Origin of the sequence: Streptomyces marinisediminis (genome assembly GCF_026262575.1) — a bacterium.
Classification (GTDB): Bacteria; Actinomycetota; Actinomycetes; order Streptomycetales; family Streptomycetaceae; genus Streptomyces; species Streptomyces marinisediminis.
In genome coordinates this window covers 115,602-138,036 of the sequence record NZ_JAPKFL010000002.1, presented here as the reverse complement: position 1 = coordinate 138,036, position 22,435 = coordinate 115,602, and the positions used below count along the sequence as shown (strand labels likewise).

General features: G+C 75.5%; 21 protein-coding genes. 7 read left to right on the top strand and 14 right to left on the bottom strand.

Annotation, left to right across the window (positions count from 1 at the left end; all coding sequences use genetic code 11):
• Window positions 1-29 precede the first annotated feature (29 nt).
• Window positions 30-953 (top strand): LysR family transcriptional regulator, encoded by a 924-nt coding sequence (locus OSB71_RS02285; protein ID WP_265943572.1) that lies wholly within the window; start codon window positions 30-32, stop codon window positions 951-953.
• Here the strand turns inward: OSB71_RS02285 and OSB71_RS02280 are convergent.
• The 7 genes from OSB71_RS02280 to OSB71_RS02250 form a co-directional block, all read right to left on the bottom strand.
• Window positions 889-1,611 (bottom strand): CPBP family intramembrane glutamic endopeptidase, encoded by a 723-nt coding sequence (locus OSB71_RS02280; RefSeq protein ID WP_265943571.1) that lies wholly within the window; start codon window positions 1,609-1,611, stop codon window positions 889-891. The two genes, OSB71_RS02285 and OSB71_RS02280, sit on opposite strands and share 65 nt — an antisense overlap.
• 161 nt (window positions 1,612-1,772) lie before the next feature.
• Window positions 1,773-2,873: a YeiH family protein gene (locus tag OSB71_RS02275; protein ID WP_265943570.1), complete on the bottom strand. Its 1,101-nt coding sequence runs from the start codon at window positions 2,871-2,873 to the stop codon at window positions 1,773-1,775.
• Window positions 2,873-3,490: a cysteine dioxygenase family protein gene (locus OSB71_RS02270; protein ID WP_265943569.1), complete on the bottom strand. Its 618-nt coding sequence runs from the start codon at window positions 3,488-3,490 to the stop codon at window positions 2,873-2,875. Before OSB71_RS02270 ends, OSB71_RS02275 begins: the two co-directional genes overlap by 1 nt.
• A gap of 83 nt (window positions 3,491-3,573) precedes the next feature.
• Entirely contained in the window at window positions 3,574-4,479 is a 906-nt protein-coding gene (locus tag OSB71_RS02265; protein ID WP_265943568.1) for a LysR family transcriptional regulator, read from the bottom strand.
• Between the two features lie 68 nt (window positions 4,480-4,547).
• Window positions 4,548-5,885 (bottom strand): FAD-dependent oxidoreductase, encoded by a 1,338-nt coding sequence (locus OSB71_RS02260; protein WP_265943567.1) that lies wholly within the window; start codon window positions 5,883-5,885, stop codon window positions 4,548-4,550.
• A gap of 269 nt (window positions 5,886-6,154) precedes the next feature.
• Complete coding sequence (locus OSB71_RS02255) at window positions 6,155-7,060, bottom strand: TIGR01777 family oxidoreductase (protein ID WP_265943566.1); 906 nt, start codon at window positions 7,058-7,060, stop codon at window positions 6,155-6,157.
• Window positions 7,061-7,084: 24 nt separating this feature from the next.
• Complete coding sequence (locus OSB71_RS02250; protein ID WP_265943839.1) at window positions 7,085-7,606, bottom strand: DUF4240 domain-containing protein; 522 nt, start codon at window positions 7,604-7,606, stop codon at window positions 7,085-7,087.
• A 193-nt stretch (window positions 7,607-7,799) separates the two neighbouring features.
• Between OSB71_RS02250 and OSB71_RS02245 the strand changes: the two genes are divergently transcribed.
• Entirely contained in the window at window positions 7,800-8,741 is a 942-nt protein-coding gene (locus OSB71_RS02245) for an SDR family oxidoreductase (protein ID WP_265943565.1), read from the top strand.
• 478 nt (window positions 8,742-9,219) lie between these two features.
• On the opposite strand, the gene OSB71_RS02240 is transcribed toward OSB71_RS02245, so the two are convergent.
• Window positions 9,220-10,194 (bottom strand): helix-turn-helix transcriptional regulator, encoded by a 975-nt coding sequence (locus tag OSB71_RS02240; RefSeq protein ID WP_265943564.1) that lies wholly within the window; start codon window positions 10,192-10,194, stop codon window positions 9,220-9,222.
• Window positions 10,195-10,299: 105 nt separating this feature from the next.
• On the opposite strand from OSB71_RS02240, the gene OSB71_RS02235 reads away from it, so the two are divergent.
• Together OSB71_RS02235 and OSB71_RS02230 are read left to right on the top strand one after the other, a co-directional pair.
• On the top strand, window positions 10,300-11,820 hold the full coding sequence (locus tag OSB71_RS02235) for a sodium-dependent transporter (RefSeq protein ID WP_265943563.1): 1,521 nt from the start codon (window positions 10,300-10,302) through the stop codon (window positions 11,818-11,820).
• Window positions 11,820-11,957, top strand: a complete 138-nt coding sequence (locus OSB71_RS02230; protein WP_265943562.1) for a methionine/alanine import family NSS transporter small subunit — start codon at window positions 11,820-11,822, stop codon at window positions 11,955-11,957. Before OSB71_RS02235 ends, OSB71_RS02230 begins: the two co-directional genes overlap by 1 nt.
• 118 nt (window positions 11,958-12,075) lie before the next feature.
• Here OSB71_RS02230 and aceE read toward each other — a convergent pair whose 3' ends face one another.
• Complete coding sequence (gene aceE, locus OSB71_RS02225) at window positions 12,076-14,751, bottom strand: pyruvate dehydrogenase (acetyl-transferring), homodimeric type (RefSeq protein WP_265943561.1); 2,676 nt, start codon at window positions 14,749-14,751, stop codon at window positions 12,076-12,078.
• A gap of 423 nt (window positions 14,752-15,174) precedes the next feature.
• Window positions 15,175-15,804 (bottom strand): GntR family transcriptional regulator, encoded by a 630-nt coding sequence (locus OSB71_RS02220; protein ID WP_265943560.1) that lies wholly within the window; start codon window positions 15,802-15,804, stop codon window positions 15,175-15,177.
• 150 nt (window positions 15,805-15,954) lie between these two features.
• Here OSB71_RS02220 and OSB71_RS02215 point away from each other — a divergent pair, with 150 nt between their 5' ends.
• Together OSB71_RS02215 and OSB71_RS02210 are read left to right on the top strand one after the other, a co-directional pair.
• Window positions 15,955-16,473, top strand: coding sequence for a GNAT family N-acetyltransferase (locus OSB71_RS02215; protein ID WP_265943559.1), 519 nt, complete (start codon window positions 15,955-15,957; stop codon window positions 16,471-16,473).
• Between the two features lie 2 nt (window positions 16,474-16,475).
• Window positions 16,476-17,240, top strand: coding sequence for a sulfite exporter TauE/SafE family protein (locus OSB71_RS02210; RefSeq protein ID WP_265943558.1), 765 nt, complete (start codon window positions 16,476-16,478; stop codon window positions 17,238-17,240).
• Between the two features lie 48 nt (window positions 17,241-17,288).
• Here the strand turns inward: OSB71_RS02210 and OSB71_RS02205 are convergent, their stop codons facing one another.
• Window positions 17,289-17,837 (bottom strand): GNAT family N-acetyltransferase, encoded by a 549-nt coding sequence (locus OSB71_RS02205; RefSeq protein WP_265943557.1) that lies wholly within the window; start codon window positions 17,835-17,837, stop codon window positions 17,289-17,291.
• Between the two features lie 673 nt (window positions 17,838-18,510).
• Here OSB71_RS02205 and OSB71_RS02200 point away from each other — a divergent pair.
• A complete protein-coding gene (locus OSB71_RS02200) occupies window positions 18,511-19,020 on the top strand; it encodes a GNAT family N-acetyltransferase (RefSeq protein WP_265943556.1) in 510 nt (169 codons plus the stop codon).
• A 547-nt stretch (window positions 19,021-19,567) separates the two neighbouring features.
• Here OSB71_RS02200 and OSB71_RS02195 read toward each other — a convergent pair.
• Genes OSB71_RS02195 through OSB71_RS02185 form a run of 3 tightly spaced genes read right to left on the bottom strand, consistent with a single transcriptional unit; the run spans window position 19,568 to window position 22,422 of the window.
• A complete protein-coding gene (locus OSB71_RS02195; protein ID WP_265943555.1) occupies window positions 19,568-20,152 on the bottom strand; it encodes a hypothetical protein in 585 nt (194 codons plus the stop codon).
• A complete protein-coding gene (locus OSB71_RS02190) occupies window positions 20,149-21,951 on the bottom strand; it encodes an alpha/beta hydrolase (protein ID WP_265943554.1) in 1,803 nt (600 codons plus the stop codon). Before OSB71_RS02190 ends, OSB71_RS02195 begins: the two co-directional genes overlap by 4 nt.
• Window positions 21,952-21,954: 3 nt before the next feature.
• Entirely contained in the window at window positions 21,955-22,422 is a 468-nt protein-coding gene (locus OSB71_RS02185) for a hypothetical protein (RefSeq protein ID WP_265943552.1), read from the bottom strand.
• Window positions 22,423-22,435 lie beyond the last annotated feature (13 nt).

Here is a 22,435-nt window from a genome sequence, read left to right as displayed (position 1 = left end):
GGCCTATGGAGCCGTCTAGGCTTGGCGCCATGCAGCTCCAGCAGCTCCGGTACTTCGCCGCCGTCGCCGAGACCCGGCACTTCACCCGTGCCGCCCAGCGCGAGCACGTCGCCCAGCCCTCCCTGTCCCAGCAGATCCGCGCGCTGGAACGGGAGCTGGGCACCGAGCTGTTCCACCGGGCCAGGGGCCACATCGGGCTCACCGACGCGGGGGAGGCGCTGCTGCCGCTCGCCCGCCGCATCCTCGCCGACGCCGACACCGCGCGGCGGGAGGTGCAGGAGGTCGCCCGGCTGAGACGCGGCCGGGTCCGGCTCGGCGCGCCGCCCAGCCTGTGCACGAGCGTCGTGCCGGACGTGCTGCGCCTGTTCCGCGACCGCTACCCGGGCGTGGAACTCGCGGTGCACGAGGGCGGCTCCCGGGACCTGGTCGGCGTGCTGGCCGCCGGCGAGCTGGACCTGGCGCTCGTCATCACGCCGCTGCCCGGCCAGGCGCCCGCGCTGGCCACCACGGAGCTGCTGCACGAGGAGCTGGTGGTGGTCTCCGCGCCGGGCGAGCCCGCGCCCGCCGACGGTGCCCTGCGCGTGGCCGACCTGCGCGACACCCCGCTGGTGATGTTCCGGCACGGCTACGACCTGCGGGAGCTGACCCTCGCGGCGTGCCGCGCCGCCGGGTTCGAGCCCCGGTTCAGCGTCGAGGGCGGCGAGATGGACGCCGTGCTCGGCTTCGTGCGCGCCGGGCTGGGCCTCGCCGTGGTGCCGCGCATGGTGGCCGACCGCTCGGGGCTGCGCACCACCCCGCTGGCCCCGCCGGGCCTGCGCCGCACCGTCTGCGTGGCCCACCGCGCCGACGTCTCCCCGCCCCGGGCGGCACGCGAGCTGGCGCGCGTCCTCACCGAGCAGCTTCGCGCCGCGCCCGGCCCACCAGATGAGCGGCCACGAAGCCGAACGCGTTGAGCGCGGTGTGCGCCAGCGCCGGGGCGAGCAGGCCGCCGCGCCGCCGCAGCGCGCCGAGGGCCAGCCCGCCGAGCGCTCCGGCGGCGACGTTGCCCGCCGCCGTCGCCCACCGCGCGGCGCCGGACCCCGCCGGGACGCCCGCCGCGCTCGCCCGCGCCAGCGCCGGGTTCGCCTCGACCAGCGCGGCCGACGGCGCCACGTGCCACAGCCCGAAGAGCGCGGCGGCCACCGCGTCCGCGCGCCGCGTGCCCCAGCGCCGCGCCAGCAGGGCGGGCAGCACGCCCCGGAACGCCGCCTCCTCCAGCAGCACCGTGCCCACCGGGACGTCGAGCAGCGCCTGCCGGAGCAGCCCGGGCAGGTCGGGCGCCGCCCGCCGGTCCGCGAACAGGGCGCGCGTCGCGGGGAGCACCGTGCCGCACGCGTAGGCCCCGGCCACGCAGCAGGCCGCCACCGCCCCGTGCCGCGCGCCCCGCGCGAGCCCGTCCGCGCCGAGCCCCACCTGCGCCCGCGTCAGGCCCGCGCGCCTGGCCACCCCGGCGAGCGCGGCGGTGGCCACCACCGACACCGCGTTCCCCGGCCCCGGCGCCAGCCGCGCCTTCGCCACCTGGGCGGCCGCCAGCACGCCCAGCGCCGCCCCCGTCTCCCGTCCCACACCCATGCGCCGACCCTCTCACGCCGCGCCGACCGGTTCGGCCGCGCGGCGGCACCGTCCGGCGCCCCGAGCCGTGGCCGTGGTACCGGTGGGTACCACGGCCACGGCTCGGGGCGGGCACCTCGTGCGAAGGCGGTGGGCGGCCGCCGGAGAGGGCGGCGTCCGCGTCACGTCGTCAGCAGCACGCCCACGTAGGCCGCGCCCGCGACGATCACCCAGGCGGTGGTGCCGAGGGCGGCGAGGCGCCAGCCGGTGCGGGCCAGCGAGGGCAGGTGGACGCCGGTGCCGAGACCGAAGAGGGCCGCAGCCAACAGCACTTCCCGCAGCCCCGCGGCGGCGTCCAGCAGACCGGGCGGCAACAGGCCGGTGCTGCGCAGCGCGGCCAGGGCGAGGAAACCGGCCACGAACAGCGGTACCAGCGGTGGACGCCGCCGCGCCCCGCCGCCGTGCCCTCCTTGCGCGCGTCGCCGCGCCGCTGACACACCCACCACGGCCACCACGGCCGCCAGCGGGGCCAGCATGACCACACGCATCAGCTTCACCAGCACCGCGTCGGTCAGCGCCGCGTCACCGGCGGTCTGCGCGGTGGCCACCACCTGCCCGACGTCGTGGACACTGGCGCCGACCCAGCGTCCGAACGCGGCGTCCGTCAGCCCGAGGGGAGCGTGCAGCAGTGGCAGGACGGCGATCGCCAGCGTGCCGCACAGCGTCACCAGCGCGACGGAGGCGGCCACGTCCCGGTCGTCACTGCGCCGCCCCTCACTGACCGCCGCGATGGCCGACGCCCCGCAGATCGCGTAGCCGGTGGCCACGAGCAGCGGCTGGTCACCGGGCAGCCCGGCCCGTCGGCCCAGCCACAGCGTGCCGCCGAACGTCGCGACGACGACGACGAGGACCATGGCCGTTGTCGCCCAGCCGAGACCCAGCACGGTGCCCAGGCTCAGCTCGAGGCCGAGCAGAACCACCCCGGCCCGCATCAGCCGCCGCCCGGCCAGCGCCAGTCCCGGGCGTCCGCGCCTCCGCACGAACCCGCGCAGCCGCGGCAGGTGCGCGACGGCGATGCCCAGCGCGATCGCCGCCGTCAGTACGGGGAGCGCGGGGAAGAGCAGGTGCGCGCCCCACGCCGCGGCCACCCCGCCCCCGACGAGAGCGAGCCCGGGCACCGGACCCGCCCCGCCGGGCCGTCCGTGCGGCAGCCGTACCACGCGGGGTCGGGCGGACGGTCGTCCCGCGGAGCCGCGCCCGTGCCGGGTGCCGAGGGCCGCCATCAGCGGTCGGTCGGCGTTGCGCCGGCCGGTACGTCGTCGGCGGGGAGGGTGTAGACGCGGCGCACGCTGGAGCCGAGGCGGGAGACGTCCGCGCCGTAGACGTGCAGGGATATGGCTCGCCGCGCCCCCCCGTTGCGCACGCGGTGGATGTCGCCGGGAGGGGCGAAACCGCACACCGCGCCGCGCCTGTTCACCACGTCCTCGGTGGCCACCAGGCGCGCGCTCCCACCGGGTCCGGAGGCGGGCAGCAGTTGGTAGCGCCGCTCGTGCTCCTCACCGGCGTGGACGCCGGTGACGCACCAGGAGACGTGGTCGTGCACGGGCGTGCACTGGCGGGGCAGCCACACCAGCGCGACGAGCGAGAAGCTGCCGTCGCTCTCGGCGTGCAGCAGGTGCTGGCGGTAGTGGTCGGGATCGCCCTGGCACTGCGCGGGTGTCAGCAGGTCCGCGGCACCGAGGTGGGGTGCCAGCTTCTCGCCGACGAGGTGGGCGGTGACGTCCGGGGGCGACCCGAGACGCACGGCGGCGCGGACGTCCTCGACCAGTGCCGTGAGCCGGTCGGTCACCGGCGGCGGGGGGGCGGTGTCGAGCGTGGTGGAGGGAGGGGGAGGAACCATGCGGGCAGCGTCACCGCGCCGCGCCTATCATGTCCAACGAGGGTTTCTTCGCCCTTCCCCTGCATGTGCTTATGGATTGGACCTCAGCAGCCGACGCGGTTCTCCGCGACCGTCCGCAACTCCCGCAGCACCAGAGCCGTGGCCGGTGTCTCCAGGTGCTCGCGCAGCACGTAGGCGGAGATGTGGCGGCGTGTGGGCGGGTCCAGCGCCCGGCCCACCACCTTGCGGTGCACCAGGAAGGACAGCACGAGTCCCGGCATCATGGCGATACCGAGTCCCTCGGCGACCAGGCTCTGCACCACCAGGTTGTCGTCCGTGGTGAACGCGATGTCCGGGGTGATACCCAGTTCGCCGCACTCGTGCAGGAAGTTGGCGCGGCACCGTACGCATCCGGTGATCCACCGCGCGTCGGACAGGTCGGCCAGGCGTACCGCCCGGCGCCGTGCCAGGGGATGGTCCGCGGGCAGCAGAACCGTCAGCTGGTCCTCCATGAGCGGTATCTCCACCAGACCGGGCGGCACCTGTTCGTGCAGCCCTGGATAGGTGAACGCGAGGGAGATGTCGGCCTCGCCACGCACCACGCGGTGCAGTGAGTCGGGGGGCTCGTCCTCCTGCAACGCGACCCGCACACCCGGATGGTCGTGCGCCAGCCGGGCCAGTGCCTCCGGCACCAGGGTCGCGCTCGCGCTCGGGAAGGCGCAGACCCGCACGTGCCCGGCTTCCAGGCGTCGCAGCGCGGCGAGCTGCTGCTGCGCGACGACCATACCGTCGAGGATCGCCCCGGCGTGCCGGGCCAGTGCCTCACCCGCTTCCGTCAACCGCATGCGGCGACCGGCGCGTACGAAGAGCGGCGACCCGACACTGCGCTCCAGCGCTCTGACCTGCTGGGTGATCGCGGGCTGGGTATAGCCCAGCGCCCGGCCCGCTGCCGTGTAGGAGCCGGTCCGGATGACCTCCTGGAACGTGCGCAGGTGTCGCAACTCGAACATGCTCGAACAATAAGCGGAACTTGGCCATGCGGAGCCCGCCGGTTCCGGTCAGGGCCGAAACGTGTCCGTCAGGCCGCGCGCAGGGCGTCGCCCGGCGTGCCGCCCCGCGCGGCCGGCAGCCGGACGCCGAGGTCGCGGCAGACGGCGTCCGCCGCCCGCGCGGCCGAGCGCAACGCCCCCTGGGGCGTGCCGGTGTCCCGGTGGTCACCGCACAGGTACAGGCCCGTCAGCACCCGCACCGCCCGCCGCGCGTCGTGCGGCGCGGGCATCGCCGGGACGGCGTCCGCCTGGTGCCGGGCGGCCAGCAGGTCCCACCGCCCGGCCGCGACGCCGTGCAGCGCGGCCAGTTGGGCACGTGCGGCGCGGTCCAGCGCCGCGGGGGGCTCGGCGGCGGCCGCGCCCAGCACGACCGAGGTGACCAGCGTGCGCCCCGGACGCGCGCGGGACGGGTCGACGGCCGAGGCCACCATCGTGTACGTCACGGGGCCGCGCCGCTCCCCGTCCAGCACGAGCACGCGGTCGGCGGCCGGGGGTGCGGCGTCCGCGGCGTGGTGCAGCACCGTCACCGGGTGGAAGGCCGGCACCCGCACCCCGGGCAGCAGGCGGGCCGCGTCCCGCGCGCCGGTCGCGACGACGACCGCGCGGCAGCCGAACCGGCCCCGCCCCTCGGTCTCCACCGCGTTCGCCGACACCCCGACCGCGCGCGTCGAGGTGCGCACCGTGCCCGGCGGCAGCCCCGCCGCCAGCAGCTCCGGCACGGCCGCCGCGCCCCCGGCCGGCAGGGACAGACCGCGCCGGGCGAAGCCGCGCAGCGCCAGGTCCGTCACCCGGCTGGAGGTCTCCAGCTCCGGGTCGCCGAGCAGGGTGGCCACCAGCGGACGCAGCAGGGTGTCCACCGTGCGGAACGGAATGCCGCGCGTGACCAGCGCCCGGGCCGCCGGCAGCTCGGGGCGGGCCCGCAGCCGGTGCGGCTCGGTGACCGCCAGCCGGGCGAGCTGGCCGCGCAGCCGGGCCGCGTCCAGCGCGGTGCCCAGGGCCCGGGCCGGGTGCCGGGCACCGCCGGGGCCGCCGAGCCGCACCGACCGGGCCCCGCTGATCCGCACCGTGTGTCCGCCGCCCCGGATGGCGACGCCGGGCGCGAAGGGGCGCAGCTCCAGCTCCGCCAGGCCGGGGCTGGTGCGCAGCTCCGGCCAGTCGGCGCACAGCAGTTGGCCGCCTCCGTCCAGCCGGTAGCCCGACAGGTCCTCGGTGGCCATCCGGCCGCCGACGCGCTCGGCCGCCTCCAGCACCGTGACCGTGAGCCCGGCCCCGGTCAGGTGCCGGGCGGCCGCCAGCCCGGCCAGGCCGGCTCCGATGACGACGACGTCCGCGTCAGTCGTGCGACGTGTGGGTGCGGTGCCGAACACGGGCCCTCCCGAGGTCGAAAGCCTTACCTGAGCTGTTCGAACGGTGGCGCTGTACCGCTCATGCCCCCCCACGGCGTGGCCAAAGCTTCACCGCTCCCGACCCTACGGACGGCCCGCCTTCACCGGACGCGCGCACGTGGAGTGCACGGTCGCACACCGGTCGCGCATGCGCCGCGGCCCGCCGCCCCCGTGCGCCCCGCCCCCGTCCGCCTGGTTCCGTCCGCCTGGCCACGTCCGGCGTCTTCCACCGCGCCGCCGCGTGGGGCGGCCTACCGTGCCGTGGGGGACGCCGCCGCCCGTACCGCGTCCTCGATGCGCGGGCAGGCGAAGGCGAACCCGCTCTCCAGCAGCCGCCGCGGCAGTACCCGGGTGCTGGCCAGCACCTCCTGCGCGAAGTCGCCGAGCACCAGCCGCAGCGCGGGCGCCGGTGCCGTCGCCAGGGTCGGGCGCCGCAGCACCCGGCCCAGCGCCGCCGTCACCTCCCGGTTGGTGGCGGGCTCGGGGGCGGTGAGGTTGACCGGGCCGTCGAGCCCGTCAGCGGCGAGCAGGTGCCGCAGCGCCGCGATGTGGTCGTGCAGGGCGATGAAGCTCCAGAACTGCCGCCCGTCACCCAGCCGGCCGCCGAGCCCCGCCCGGAACAGCGGCAGCAGGCGCCGCCCCCAGGCACCGCCCGCCCCGGAGACGACCATCCCGGTGCGCGCGTGCACCGTGCGCACCCCGGCCCGCCGGGCGGGCTCGGCCGCCGCCTCCCACTCCCGGCACACGTCCGCCAGGAACCCGGTGCCCGGCGGGGCGCTCTCGTCCACGGCGCGCGTGCCGGTGTCGCCGTAGTAGCTGATCCCGCTCGCGCACACCAGCACGCGCGGCGGGGTCTCCAGCGCGGCGAGGGCCCCGGCCAGCGCCCGGGTGCCCAGGACCCGGCTGTCCCGGATCTCCCGCTTGTACGCCGCCGTCCACCGGCGGTCGCCCACGCCCGCGCCCGCCAGGTGCACCACGGCCTCGACGCCGGCCAGACCGGCGGCGTCGACGTGACCGCGCGCGGGGTTCCACGTCACCTCGTCCCCGGACGCGGCCGGGCGCCGCACGAGCCGGACGATCTCGTGCCCCTCGGGGCGCAGCGAGCGTGCGAGGGCTGAACCGATGAGGCCGGAGGAACCGGTGATCGCGATGCGCATGCGCCCATCCTCGCGTCCCGGGCGTCAGCCGCGGAAGCGGGCCCACAGCCGGGGGAAGCGCTCCGCGAGCACGCGCGCGTCCTCGAAGGCCAGCGGGGTGCCGACCGGCTCGGGCGGCGGCTCGGCCAGGCCCAGCTCGGGCAGCTCGCCGCCCAGCAGCGCCTCGTACGCCTCGTCCGCCGCGTAGCCCAGCTCCTCCGCCTCCCCGTCGACCTCCGGGTCGAAGTCCTCCAGCAGCTCCGCGAGGGCGTCCGGGTCCTGGTGCAGCGCGCCTTCGAACACCGCGCGGCCCTGGCCGATGAGCCAGCACCGGAACGCGTCGAACACGTCGTCGCTGGCTCCGTCGAGCAGCACCCAGGCCGCCCCCCACACGTCCCAGCGGTAGGCGCGCTGGTAGCGGGCCTCGAAGTGGCGGGCGAAGTCGGTGACCGTCTCCGGGTCGAGCTGGGTCAGCCGTTCGACGAGCAGCTCCGCGTGGTCGTCCGGGTCCCCGTCGGCGGCCTCGCGGGTGCTGTCGATCAGCTCCCAGAACTCGTCCTCGTGCAACGTCACGGGACCAGCATCCGCCCCGGCCCGCCCGCGCGCACACGCACTCCCCCGGCCGGGCGAACCCGCGCGGAAACACGACAGCAGATGTCGGGTTTGGCTGTGAGCGTGAGCGCGTACGCCGACGAGGGAACGGGAGCGGTCGATGACGACGCGAGAGAGCCGGGAAGGCCGAGAGAGCCGGGAAGGCCGAGTGAACCGAGAGGACGCGGAGGCCGCCGCGGAACGGCCGCTGGCGGGCCGGGTGGCGCTGGTGGCCGGGGCCACGCGCGGGGCCGGACGGGCGATGGCCGTGGAACTGGGCCGGGCCGGGGCCACGGTCTACGCCAGCGGCCGCACCACCCGCGAGCGGGTCAGCGAGGTCGGCCGCGCCAGCGAGACGATCGAGGAGACGGCGGAGCTGGTGGAGGCGGCCGGGGGCACGGGCATCGCCGTGCCCACCGACCACCTGGTGCCCGAGCAGGTGGCGGCGCTCGTCGAGCGCGTCGACCACGAGCAGGGCCGGCTGGACGTGCTCGTCAACGACATCTGGGGCGGCGACCACCTCGTGCAGTGGGGCAAGCCCATGTGGGAGCACGACCTCGCCATGGGCCTGCGGGCCGTGCGGCTGGGCGTCGAGAGCCACCTGGTCACCAGCCACCACGCCGTACCGCTGCTCATCCGGCACCCCGGCGGGCTGGTGGTGGAGGTGACGGACGGCACCGCCGAGTACAACCGCCGCTACCGCGAGCCGCTCTACTACGACCTGGCCAAGAACGGCCCGCTGCGCGTCGCCTACGCGCTGGGCCAGGAGCTGGCCCCGCACGGGGCGACCGCGGTGGCCCTCACCCCCGGCTGGCTGCGGTCGGAGACCATGCTGGACACGCACTTCCGCGTCACCGAGGAGACCTGGCGCGAGGCCCTCGCGACCACACCCGAGTTCGGCATCTCCGAGTCGCCCGTCTACGTCGCCCGCGCCCTGGTGGCGCTCGCCGCGGACCCCGACGTCGCCCGGTTCAACGGCCGCTCGCTCTCCAGCGGCCGGCTCGCCAGGGAGTACGGCTTCACCGACACGGACGGCTCCCGCCCGGACGCCTGGAGCTACCTCCGCGACACGGACGCCGGACGCCGCGCCGACCCCCTGGACTACCGCTGACCCGCGCCCGCACCCGCCGGAGCCCCCGTCAGCCGCGGTGCGGCGCGGGCCCCGGCGGTGGCGGCGGCCCGGAGCGGGCCGGGCACGACGCGCCCGGGGCCGGTGCCACCACGCCCGGACCGGCGCCGGCCTTCCGCGGCGCGACCGTCGGCTGCGCCCCGCCGCCGAGGGCCGCCTCACCGGGGCGCGGGCCGACGGGGCGGCGCACGCGTTGCCGGGGCGACGCCCAAAGCGGCGGGGCGGCGCCCGGCACCGGGCGTCGGGAGCCGCAGTGCGGCCGTCGCCCGTGCCCCACCGCTGACACTCGCCCCCGTCGAGGCCGGGGCCCGGCCCGGCGGATGACGACGCGGACGGTGCCGGCACCCGGCCGACGCCGCGCCCGGCCGACGCCGCGCCCGGCACCAGACGCGGGCGGTGCCCCGGGCGCGCGGGGTGCCCGGGGCGCTCCGGGGCGGTGTCGCCGCGCTGGGGGCGGGCGTCAGGGGTGGTAGTGGGCGGCCATCGTGCGGGCCGCTCGCGCGAAGCGGGCGCGCAGGGCGGGCGGGGCCAGCACCTCCGCCTCCGGGCCGAGTGCGAGCAACTGGGTGTACGCCACCTCCTGCGACTCCACCGGCAGGGTGATCGTCACCCCGCCGTCCGGGGAGGCGCCGGCCGGGGCCGCGCGGGCCAGCGCCTCCTCCGCCGCCGCGCGGTCCCCGTGCACGTGCCGCAGCCGTCGCGCCCCCGCCTCGGTCAGCCGGACGACGACCTCCTCGCGCAGCAGCGAGCGGGCGAACGCGGCGGCGTGCTCTTCCCAGAACGCCGGGAGGTCGAACTCCTCCTCCCGGGTGAACGCCTCGCCCGGCTCGACGGCCACCACGCGGTCCACCCGGTAGACGCGGAACTTCTCGGCGACCCGGGCGGCCAGATACCACACGCCCGCCTTCAGCACGAGCCCGTAGGGCTCCAGCTCGCGCACCACCGCGCCACCGGGCCGCCCGTAGCGCACCGTGACACGGCGGTCGGCCCACACCGCACGGGCCAGCTCGGCCAGCGGCGCGGGCGTCGTCGGCTCCTGCCACCAGCCGGGTGCGTCCAGGTGGAAGCGCTGGGCCACGCTGCGGCGCGCGTCGCCCAGCTCGGGCCGCAGCGCCGCCAGCACCTTCAGCCCCGCCGCCGAGGCGGCGTCCGCCAGGCCCAGGTCGCGCAGGACCGCGGGCACCCCCGAGAGGAACAGCGCCTCCGCCTCGCTGCGGCCCATCCCCGTCAGCCGGGTGCGGTACCCCCCGATCAGGCGGTACCCGCCCGCCCGGCCCCGCTCCGCGTACACCGGGACCCCGGCCTCGCCGAGCGCGGCGACGTCCCGGACGACCGTCCGCTCCGACACCTCCAGCTCCGCCGCCAACTCGGCCGCCGTCATGGTCCGTCGGTTCTGCAGGAGCAGCACCAGCCTGATGAGTCTCGCCGCGCGCATGGCCGCATTGTCCCCACCGGCGGCCACGGGGGTCGCGCCGGACCGCCGAACCGTCAGGCGCCGCCGGGTAGGCGGATGTCCGGGGGCGCTGTTACCGTCCGAGCCATGAGCGATCAACCTCGCGAGCAATGGGGTACCCGGGCGGGCTTCATCCTCGCCGCGATCGGTTCGGCGGTCGGTCTGGGCAACATCTGGCGCTTCCCGGCCGAGGCCTACCGCAACGGCGGGGGCGCCTTCCTGCTGCCCTACCTCATCGCGCTGCTGACGGCGGGCCTGCCTCTGCTGATCATGGAATACACGATCGGCCGGCGCCATCGGGGCTCGGCCCCCGCGTCGTTCCGACGGCTGGGCAAGCCGGCCCAGTTCATCGGCTGGTGGCAGGTGGCGATCTGCTTCGTCATCGCCACCTACTACGGGCTGATCCTCGCCTGGGCCGTCCGCTACGTGGGCTTCTCGGTGGGCCAGGAGTGGGGCGGGGACGCCGAGGGCTTCCTCTTCGTCGACTTCCTCCAGGTCGGCGACACCCCGGGCGAGATCGGCGGGTACGTGCCCGGCGTCTTCTGGCCGCTGCTCGCGGTGTGGGTGGTCGTGCTGGTCATCCTCGCCCTGGGCGTGCGGCGCGGCATCGAGACCGCCAACAAGATCTTCATCCCGCTGCTCGTGGCGTTCTTCGTCGTCCTGGTCATCCGGGCGCTCACGCTGGACGGCGCGGCCCAGGGCCTGGACGCCTTCTTCACCCCGGACTGGGGCGCCCTGACGGACGGCAACGTCTGGGTCGCCGCCTACGGGCAGATCTTCTTCTCGCTGTCCGTCGGCTTCGGCATCATGATCACGTACGCCTCCTACCTGGGCCGCCGCTCCGACCTCACCGGTTCCGCGCTGGTCGCGGGCTTCGCCAACAGCTCCTTCGAGATCCTCGCCGGCATCGGCGTCTTCGCCACGCTCGGCTTCCTCGCGGCCGGCAGCGGCGGCGCGGTGTTCGACACCGAGGGCGGCCTCGGCCTCGCCTTCGTCGCCTTCCCGACCATCATCTCCGAGATGCCCTGGGGCGGCTTCTTCGGCGTGCTGTTCTTCGGTTCGCTGGTCATCGCGGGTCTGACCTCGCTCATCAGCATCGTGCAGGTCATCGTCTCCGCCGTGCAGGACCGGCTGCGCATGGCCCGCGTCCCGGCCGTGCTGATGGTGGGCGGCCTGGTCGCGCTGGCGTCCGTGCTGCTCTACCCGACCGAGGGCGGGCTGTACCTGCTGGACGCCGCCGACCGGTTCATCAACCGCTACGGCATCGCGCTGGCCGCGCTGGTCGCCGTCGTCTTCGTCGCCTGGATCCTGCGCAAGCTGCCGATGCTCCAGGGCGACGCCGACGCCACCTCGGCGGTCCGGCTGGGCCGCTGGTGGCGGGTGTGCCTGGGCGTCGTCACCCCCCTCGTGCTGGGGCTGATGCTCATCGACGCGCTCACCCAGGAGCTGGGCGAGAACTACGAGGGCTACCCGACCAGCTTCCTGCTGTGGGCGGGCTGGGGCGTGGCCGGGGCCGCACTGCTCGTCGGCATCCTCCTGGCCCTCATCCCCTGGCGCCGCGAGGACACCCCCGTGGCCGCCCACAGCGATGACCAGAGGAGCAAGTGATGTCAGTCAGCGCCGTCGTGATGCTGATCGTGTCGATCGTCGTGGTGTGGGGCGGCCTGCTCCTGGCCGTGCTGCGGCTGCGCGCCCACCCCGAGGTGGCGGAGCCGCCGGAGTCCCCGGAGAGCCACTCGCTCTGACGCCCCCGGGGCCCCGGACACGGGGACGGGACCCCGCGGGCGACGGCCGCACGCACACGGAGGGGCGGGGCCCGGCTCGGCAGCCGGGCCCCGCCCCTCCGTGTCGCCCGACGGGCCGTCAGGCCAGGCCGTACCGCTCGGCGGCCTGACGGACGGTCTCCTGCTTGACCTCACCGCGCCGGGCGAGCTGGGCCAGCGCGGAGACGGCGATCGACTCGGCGTCCACCCCGAAGTGGCGGCGGGCGTTCTCCCGGGTGTCGGACAGGCCGAACCCGTCGGTGCCCAGCGAGGAGTAGTCCTGCGGCACCCACTGGCTGATCTGGTCCGGCACCTGCCGCATCCAGTCGCTGACCGCCAGTACCGGGCCCGGCGCGTCCTTCAGCACGCGCGTCACGTACGGCACCCGGTCCTCGCCGCGCAGCGCGGCCGCCTCGCACTCCAGCGCGTCGCGGCGCAGCTCGCCCCACGACGTCGCCGACCACACGTCCGCCGCGACGCCCCACTGCTCGGCCAGCAGCCGCTGGGCCTGGAGCACCCAGTGGATCGCGGTGCCCGAGGCCAGGAGCTGGATGCGCGGCGCCTGCGCGTCCGCCGCCTCGCCCTGGCTGAACCGGTACAGCCCCTTGACGATGCCCTCCTCGACGCCCTCGGGCATCGCGGGCTGCGGCATGGGCTCGTTGTAGACCGTCAGGTAGTAGAAGACGTCCTCCGGGTCCTCCCCGTACATCCGGCGCAGACCGTCCTTCACGATCACGCCGATCTCGTACGCGAAGGCCGGGTCGTAGGAGAGCGCGGCCGGGTTCGTCGCGGCGATCAGCGGCGAGTGCCCGTCGGCGTGCTGGAGGCCCTCGCCCGTCAGCGTCGTGCGGCCGGCCGTGGCACCCACGACGAAGCCCCGGCCGAGCTGGTCGGCCAGCGCCCAGAACTGGTCGGCGGTGCGCTGCCAGCCGAACATCGAGTAGAAGATGTAGAACGGGATCATCGGCTCGCCGTGCGTGGCGTACGACGTCGCGGCGGCGGTGAAGTCCGCCATCGCGCCGGCCTCGGTGATCCCCTCGTTGAGGATCTGCCCGTCCTTGGCCTCCTTGTAGTACATGAGCTGGTCGCGGTCGACCGGGTCGTAGGTCTGGCCCAGCGGCGAGTAGATGCCCGCGGAGGGGAACAGCGCCTCCATGCCGAACGTGCGCGCCTCGTCCGGGACGATCGGGACCCAGCGCTTGCCGGTCTCCTTGTCCCGCATCAGGTCCTTCACCAGCCGCACGAAGGCCATGGTGGTGGCCACCGCCTGGCTGCCGCTCCCCTTGGCCATCGCCGCGAACGGCCGCTCCGCGGGCTCCGGCAGCGCGACGGGGTGCACCGTGCGCGCCGGGGCGGGGCCGCCCAGCTCCGCGCGGCGCTCCCTGAGGTAGCGCACCTCGGGGGAGTCGGCGCCCGGGTGGGCGTAGGGGACCAGCTCGTCGTCCAGCTCGGCGTCCGGGATGGGCAGCTCCAGCAGGTCCCGCATGGCGCGGAACTCCTTGCCGGAGAGCTTCTTCATCTGGTGGTTGGCGTTGCGCGACTCGAAGCCCGGGCCCAGCGTCCAGCCCTTGACCGTCTGCGCCAGGATCACCGTCGGCGCGCCCCGGTGTTCGACGGCCGCCTGGTACGCCGCGTACACCTTGCGCGGCTCGTGACCGGCGCGCGAGGTGTGGAAGCACTCGGTGATCTTGTCGTCGGTGAGCAGCTTCGCCAGTTCCGCCAGGGCCGGATCCGCGCCGAAGAAGTGCTCGCGGATGTAGGCGGCGTCGCGGGTGGCGTACGTCTGGAACTGGGCGTCGGGCACGTCGCGCAGGCGGCGCAGCAGCGCGCCGGTGGTGTCGAGCTGGATCAGCTCGTCCCAGGCGGTGCCCCACAGCGACTTCACCACGTGCCAGCCGGCCGCGCGGAACTGCGCCTCCAGCTCCTGCACGATCTTGAAGTTGGCGCGCACCGGGCCGTCCAGGCGCTGGAGGTTGCAGTTGACGACGAAGGTGAGGTTGTCGAGTCGCTCCCGGGCGGCGAGCGCCAGGGCGGCGGTCGACTCCGGCTCGTCCATCTCGCCGTCGCCCAGGAACGCCCACACGTGGCTGGTGGAGGTGTCCTTGATCCCGCGGTTGCTCAGGTAGCGGTTGAAGCGCGCCTGGTAGATCGCCGACAGCGGGCCCAGGCCCATCGACACGGTGGGGAACTCCCACAGCCACGGCAGGCGGCGGGGGTGCGGGTAGGACGGTACGCCCTTGCCGCCCGCCTCCTGACGGAAGTGGTCGAGGTTCTCCTCGGTGAGCCGCCCCTCCAGGAAGGCGCGGGCGTAGATGCCGGGGGAGGCGTGGCCCTGGATGTAGAGCTGGTCGCCGGAGCCGTGCCGCCGCGGGTCCTCCTTGCCGCGGAAGAAGTGCTGGAAGCCGATCTCGTAGAGCCAGGCCGCCGAGGCGTAGGTGGCGATGTGGCCGCCGACGCCGTAGCGGCTGCCCCGGGTCACCATCGCGGCGGCGTTCCACCGGTTCCACGCGGTGATGCGGCGCTCCATCTCCGGGTCGCCGGGCAGCTCGGGCTCGGCGGCCGTCGGGATGGTGTTGACGTACTCCGTCTCCAGCAGCCCCGGGACGGCGAGCCCGCTGGTGCGCGCGTGCTCGACGGTGCGGCGCACGAGGTAGGCGGCGCGCCGCGGTCCGGCCGCGTCGGCGACCGCGTCCAGGGACTCGCGCCACTCGGCGGTCTCCTGCGGGTCACGGTCCGGGAGCTGGTCCAGCTCGCTCGGCAGGGTGGAGTCGGTCATCTGGCCGCCTTCCGGGATGGGGACGGTGGGGTGGTGCGGGGGGTGCGGGCAGGACAGGGGTGAGCCCGCGCCGATGACCATAAGCCTCGATCGATGATCGATCAAAGCGGCCTACGGGAAAATCCGCTTCCACGAGCCAAAATCGGCATTCTGTGCCACGAAACCTGTCACGCCGTGCCGTGTTCGGCGCTCAGGGCACGGCACCGACGACACGGGGCGCCCAGGGCACGGCGCCCAGGGCACGGCGCCCGCCTCTGCGAGCCGCGAGCCTGGGGGTCCGGGAAGCGAACCCGGGGCGAGCGCGGCGGAGGCGGCAGGCACCGGCTCCGGGAGCACGCTGCCGGAGCCGCACGGGGCGGCGGGGACGAGGCCGACCGCCCGGGGTCCGGCGGCACGCGCCGGGGCGGCGCGGTCGGGGCCGCGTCACTCCCTCGGGGCCGGGGCGCAGCCCAGCACGTGCTCCTTCACCAGCTTGGCCACGTCCGGGTCGGAACGCCGGAACGCCGCCACCACCGCCTCGTGCTCCTCGGCGTACGACTGCTGCACCGTGCCCAGCCACCGGATCGACAGCGCCGTCCACACCTCGATGCCCAGCGACTCCCAGGTGTGCAGCAGCACGCTGTTGCCGGACGCGCGGACCAGCTCCCGGTGGAAGGCCACGGTGTGCCGCACCTGCGCCTCGCCGTCCCCGGCGCGGTCCGCCTCGTACAGCGCCGCCACGTGCGGCTCCAGCACCGTGACGTCGGCGGCCAGGCGCGGGGCGGCCAGCTCCGCCGCCATCTGCTCCAGGCCCGCGCGCACCGGGTAGATCTCCTCCAGGTCGGCCGCCGACAGGGCGCGCACCCGCACGCCCTTGTTCGGCGCCGACTCGATCAGCCGCAGCGTCTCCAGCTCGCGCAGCGCCTCGCGTACCGGCGTCTGGCTGACGTGGAGCTCCACGGCGATGCGCCGCTCCACGATCCGCTCACCCGGCTTCCACCGGCCGCTGACGATCCCCTCCACGAGGTGTTCGCGGATCTGCTCGCGCAGCGAGTGGACGACGGGCGGTGCCATGGGCGCTCCTAACTGTCGCCTTCGACAATACGGCGCCGCGCCCTCACGCTACTCACCGGTCACCCCACTCGGTGCCGCCGTCCGGACCGCTGGGCGCCGCCGCCCCGGGCCGCGGGCCGCACGGGTGAGGGCGTCCCGTAGGGTCGCACCGTGCCCGAGATGACCGCGCTGCCCGCCGCGGACCGGCTCCGTGCGGCCGACGCCCTGGCCGAGCCGTCCGCCGGTGCCGTCGCCGGCGGTGACTCCCCCGGCCCCCTCGCGCGCCCCGTCCGCGCCCGGGCCCGGTGGCTCTCCCCGGCGGCCGCCGGGCAGGCGCCGCCGCGGGCCGCCCGGACCGACGGCCGCCTCACCGGCACGCTCGCCCGCCCGCCCGCGCCGATGCCAGGCGGGCGGCACCACGCGGACGGGGCGGAGCTCCTGGCGCACCGCGCCGCGCGCGACCCGGGCGTGGTGCGGGCCCTGCTCGCCGCCGGCGGACGCGGCGCCGCCGACGCGGGCCTCACCCCGCTCGTGCCCGGCGCCCGGCCCGTCAGCGCCGCCGTGGAGTGCCACCGCGCCACGGGCCGGACGGAGTCCGGCGCGACGCCCGGCCACGCCACCGACACCAGGGGCACGCCGGACCCCACCACCCACTTCCGCCCGGGGCCGCGGCCCGGCGAGGGGAGCTGACGATGGCGGCGCAGGGACTGGAACTCCTGGCCATCGGCGCGGCCGGGGTCGCCGCTGGCGGCATCAACGCCGTCGTCGGTTCGGGCACGCTCATCACCTTCCCCACCCTCCTGGCCTTCGGCTACCCGCCCGTGCTGGCGAACGTCTCCAACAACGTCGGCCTCGTCCCCGGTGTCCTCGGCGCCGCCTACGGCTACCGGCGGGAGCTGCGCGGGCAGCGCCGGCGCATCCTGCGCTTCGGCCTCGGCTCGCTGCTGGGCGGCTTCGCCGGGGCGCTGCTGCTGCTGACGCTGCCCCCGGAGACGTTCACCGCCGTCGTCCCCGTGCTCATCCTCAGCGCGTGCGTCCTGGTCCTCCTGCAACCGCGGCTCAACCGCTGGGTCAAGCGCCGCCGTCCGGTCGACGACGGCAGGGACGGCGGGCTGCCCATGTGGCTCGGCGTCCTCGGCACCGGCGTGTACGGCGGGTACTTCGGGGCCGCGCAGGGCGTGCTGCTGATGGGCCTGTTCGGCAGCTTCCTCCGGGACGACCTGCAACGGCTCAACGCCGTCAAGAACGTGCTGGCCGCCATCGTCAACGGGGTGGCCGCCGTCGTCTTCATCGCCGTCACGCACGTGGACTGGGCCGCCGCCGGAGCCGTCGCCGCCGGGGCCACCCTCGGCGGCTTCCTCGGCGCCCGGGTGGGCCGCCGCCTGCCCCCGGCCGTGCTGCGCGTCGTGATCATCGTCGTCGGCGTCACCGCCTCCGTCGCGCTCGTCGCGGGCTGACCCGGCCCCGGCGACCGTCCGGACCGGCCCGGCGCCCCCCGCGCCCCCTCACGCCTCCGGGTCGCGCAGACCCACCGCGTCGTGCCGCCAGAACGGCTGCGGGTAGACGAGCGTGCCCGTCATCCACGGCTCGTGCGCGGGGAGCCGCACGACCTGGAACGCCGCGTCCGGTATCCGCAGCGACGGCTTGCGGAACCCGTGCTCGCCACCGGGCTCGAAACCGAGGCGCGCGTAGTACCGGGGATCGCCCTCCAGGAACACCAGCGGCACACCCCGCGCGGCCATCCGCTCCAGCCCCGTGCGCACCAGGGCCCGGCCCACCCCGCGCCTCCACCGCTCGGGGAGCACCGCCAGCGGGCTGAGCACCTGGACGTCGACGAGCCGGCGCGGCGCGTCCAGCAGGCTCTGGGTGAACATCACGTGCCCCACCACCCGCCCCCGCTCCTCCGCGACGAGCGACAGCCCGTGCCCGGCCGCCACGCTCTCGCGCAACGACTCCACCAGCGCCGCGACGACCACCCCGTGGTCCCCGAACGCCCGCAGGTTCACCTCCCGCACACCGTCGGCGTCCCCCACCCGCTCCTCACGCACGTCCATGCCGACGACCCTAGAACCCGGCCGCCCCGGCCCGCACGCGAATTCGGCCGCCCGTCCGCCGGGACGCCACCCCGCCGCGCCGACCGTGCGCGGGGCGCCGTCCCGGCGGGCGGGCCGGGACGCACCCGGCTGCCCCGCTCCCGCCGGGCAGCCGCCCCGAGCGGCGCCCGGCGCGCTCCGTATCCCGCCGACCGCGCCCCGGCCGACCGCAGCGCTCCGGTTCCGGAGCACCCCGCGGGCGGGCGGGCCGCCCCGGCCGCCCGGTCGAGCCCGGCGCCGTGTGCGTCACGGGCGGGAGCCGGGCACCCGCCCCGCCCGCGTGCCGGACGGCCGCCACCGCAGGCGCGCGTCGTGCGCCGCCCGTCCCGCGCCTCCCGGCCCCCGGGTCGGGAGCGGACGCCGACGACGAGCGTGCCGGTGTCACCGCGCTCACCGGTACGGGTGAGGCGGTGCGGGACAGGACCCATTGCCCCGTTCGGGTGCCTGCTATGTTGCGGGCCAGCCGACACCCCCGGCCGAGCTCCGCCTCGGTGCCGGGGAGCGCCGGGCCGCCCCGGCACGGACGCGGCCGCCCCGCACGCCCCCGCGGGCCGACCTCGGAGCCCGGCGCAGGGCCGGGAGACCGCCGGCTTGTCCCCTCCGGGCTCCGGCCCCCGACCGCGAAGGGAAACCCATGCCCGACGTCTCCGTGCGCCTCGCCGACGCCGCCGACCGCCCGGTGCTGGAACGCCTCTGGCTGATGTTCCACCACGACCTGTCCGGCCTCTCCGGCGCGCTGCCGAACCCGGACGGCACCTTCCGCACCGATCGCCTCGACGCCGCCTTCTCCGGCCCCGACTGGGCCCCCTACCTGCTGCGCCGTGCCGACCGTCCCGTCGGCCTCGCCTTCGTGCGCAACCTGCACGCCTCCCCGTACGTGCTGAACAGCTTCTTCATCGTCAGCGGCGCCCGGCGGACCGGGATCGGGCTGCGGGCCGCACAGCAGGTGATCACCCGGCACCCGGGCCGCTGGGAGATCGCCTTCCAGGAGAGCAACACGGCCGCCGTGCGCTTCTGGCGCCGCGTCGCCACCACGATGGCCGGTGCCGCGTGGACGGAGGAACCCCGGGCCGTGCCCGGACGGCCGGAGCTGCCCCCCGACCGGTGGATCGCCTTCACCACCGCAGCCGGACCGAGCGTCTGAGCCCCGCCCCTAACCCGCCGCCGCCGACCAGAACCCCGATTCCACGTGCGGCAGCGGCGCCCGCCCCCCGGGCTTCTCGGGCCGCGGCACGTCGGACTCCCCGGCACAGGGAGTGGAAGCCTTCAAGAAGGCCTGGCCCGCGGCCCCGAACGGCAGTCTGATGCCGAAGCCTTCGGGAGTCTCCGCGTAAACGGCCGGGTTCTCCGGGTGCTCCCGCACGGCGACGATCTCGTAACCGTGCCCCGTCCAGTGGCGTGCCACGTTTCCAGGAAGCGCGCGCGGCGCTGCTCCGACACCACGGTCACCATGGCGCGGCGGCGGGAGACTGCTCCGGTCCCCGTCTCCTGGTTCTTCCAGTCCGTGCACGCCTGACGCGTGCTCTTCCCCTCCACCCACTCGACTGCGGGCCGGAGCGCTCCGAGTGTGTCGTGGCCTCCCGCATGGTCGGTGCCGACGGGACCCGGTCCCGGACCGGAGCGGTGCCGCAGGCGGCCAGGGACAGGAGAAGGAGCGGTACGACGAGGGTGTGGCTCCGCTCGCGTGTCCCTCAACCGGTCGACGTCGCGGACCAGAACGCGGACTCGCGGTCGGGCAGCGGAACGTCTCCGCCCTTGCCGTCGCCGCCGTTCGCCTCCGTCGCCGGAGGAGCGACCTCCGATTCCTCCACACAGGGCGTGACGACGTCGAGGAACACCTGTCCCTGGTAGCCGACGACCAGGGACAAACGGAAATCCTCCGGGGTGGACGCGAAAATGGCCGGGTTCTCCTTGTGGTCTCGCACACTGGTGATCTCGTAGCCGCTGTTCTTCCAGTGCCGCTCCACGACGCCCAGCAGGTTGCCACGCCGCTCCCCGGAGACGATCGTCAGCACGGCGGCGCGCCGGGTGACCGAACCAGTCCCGGTCAGATCGTTCGTGGCGTCCGTGCACGCGCCCTCGGTGGACTCCCGATGGCTCCACTCGACAGGTGGTCGGACGGCGTTCCAGGTGCCGAGGACGATGTCGTCCGCCTGCTCGGCGGCTTCCTGCATGTTCATGGTGGACTGCTTCTCCGTCGGTTGTGCCTGGCTGTTCGAGCCACACCCGGAGACGGCCAGTACCGCCAGTGCGACGGCCGCGGTGCGCAACTTCATCGGGGGGACTCCGTGGTGATCAGGTCAGGGCGGTTGGCCACGATCGCCCCGATGTTCTGGGTGGACTCCGGGTCCTTTTCGGGATCGAAGTAGTTCGAGTGCGCCGGGGTCGCGCCCTCGCCGTCGAGGAACGGCCGTGGGCCGTCGTCGACGCGGAACCGGTTGGCGTCGAACGCCTCGCTCGCCGGGTCCTTGCCGAACCAGATGTCGTCGTCCCCGATGTCGGCCAGTTCATACCCGACGTACCCGCCGAGCGGCCCGAAGATCAGCCCTCCGGCCCCGCCGGCCACCTCGCTCTTGGACGGCAGCTTCGTCACGGGGTCGTTCTCCGCGGCCCCGACGTAGACGTGCTCCTTGCCAACGCCGAGCTCGGAGGCGTTGCCGGCGTCCACGCCCGGGCTGCCGACCAGGATGATGTCGTCCGCTCCGGGGATTCCGCCCCGCTCCTGGGCCGCCAGACCCACGGTCAGGGAGCCGTAGGAGTGGCCGATCGCGGTGATGTGCGGGTCGGCGTGCTCGTTGGTGGCGCTCAGGCCGTCCATGAAGGCGTTGTAGGCCGGGGCACCGGCCGCCGCGTGGTCCTTGCTCATGACGTCGGCGTTGTCGAGGATCTCGCTGGCCGGCAACTGCGGCGCGTCGTAGCCGAGCCAGACGATCGAGGCGCTGGACGGGTCGTACATGCGTGCGGCGAGGGCGGTGTCCTGGGCGCGCTTGAGGTCGTTGCGTGCGAACGCCTCGTCCAAGGAGGTGCCGAGCCCCGGGACGTAGGCGGAGACGTTGCGGGAGGTGTCGGGGTTGCCGTAGCTGACGATGGCGCGGCCGTTGCCCTCGTCGTCGACGCCCAGGAGGTACATGGGCGGGTGGCTGCCTTCGCGGAGCTTGTGGTCGATGACCTCCAGGCCCGCGAGCTGGTTGCGGGCCTCCTCGGTGTCGACGGTCTCCAGTTTGCCCATGAGCAGGGGCAGGTAGGTGCGGTTGGCCTCGTCGCGGGCGGTGGCGGGGATGCCGTCGAGGTTGCCGATCGCGTCGGGGTAGAGGGTGAGGTACTGCTGCCGCTCGTCCTCGCTGAGCCCGTCCCACCAGCGCTTGCGGTCGGCCGGGGCGAGCTCGGTGGGGACGTCGCCGAGGTCGAGGTAGCCCTCGGCGGCCTCCCGGGTGGCGCCGGAGTCGCGGTAGGCGTCGGTCCACATGGCGTCGGTGACCTCGAGGCCGGGTTTGGTCTTGAGCCGGCCGATCGCCTCCGCGTAGCTGCTGTCGACCTCGCGGGCCGCCCGCACGGCCCGCCCGATGCGGTCGGCGATGTCCTGCGCCTTGGCCCGGTTGGGGTTGGGGTCCAGCGCCTGGGCGGGCCAGTCGACGATGCCGTCCCACCAGCCGCCGTGGCCCTCCACGGTGCCGCCCGCCGCGGTGGTGCCGTCGGGCTTCTCGCCGGCCGCCGGGTAGCTGACCGAGCCGTCGGCGTGCACGGTGAACTTCAGTGCGGTCGCGTCCTCGACGGCTTCGGTCACCGCCCGCTGGTGGGGCCGCAGCTCGTTGGCCAGGCCGTCCAGCGCCGTGCTGGCCAGGCCGCACTCCACGTAGACGTACTGGAAGTTCTCGCTGAGCCGCTGCAGCCGTTTGACGGCCGCCTGCTCGGCCTCGCCCTCCTGGGAGTCGCGCAGCCGGGCCGTCATCCGGTGGTCGACGTCGTCGCGGGCGGCGTCGGCCCGGTTGCGGACCTCGGCCCAGCCGTCAGCGGCGTCCTCGAGCCCGGACAGGTTGAGGTCCCGCAGTTCCTGCCATGTCAGCGCGCTGGTCATGGCTCAGCGGCCGCCGTCCGGCCGGGTGCCCTGGAACGTGGCGGTGGTCGCCGACTCGTTCTCGCCGTGCTCCTTGGCCACCGAACCGAGCTTGCCGACGAGGCTGTCGCACTCCTCGCGGGCGTCCTCCAGCCGCGCCTCCCAGGTGGAGCGCACGCCGTCCAGCTCGACCACGCTGGCCAGCCCCGCGCCCTCGGCCGCCACGCCCTGGTGCGAGGTCTCCAGCGTGGACTTGGCGCTGCCCATGCTGTCCCGCAGGCGCTCGGCCGTGCCGGCCGCCGACGTCCACGGACCCGCACTGTGCCGGAGCTTGCCGCCCCGGGGGGCACCGCCCTCCGTCGAGGCCAGGGACAGCACCGCCGACCCGTCCCCGGCGGGCGGGGACGCGCCGTCGCCCGCCGACCCGTCCGCCGGCCGTTCCGCCAGGGCCAGGAGCTGTTGCCAGGCCTGTGGCAACGCGTCAGGCGCCATACCGTCTCCCCCG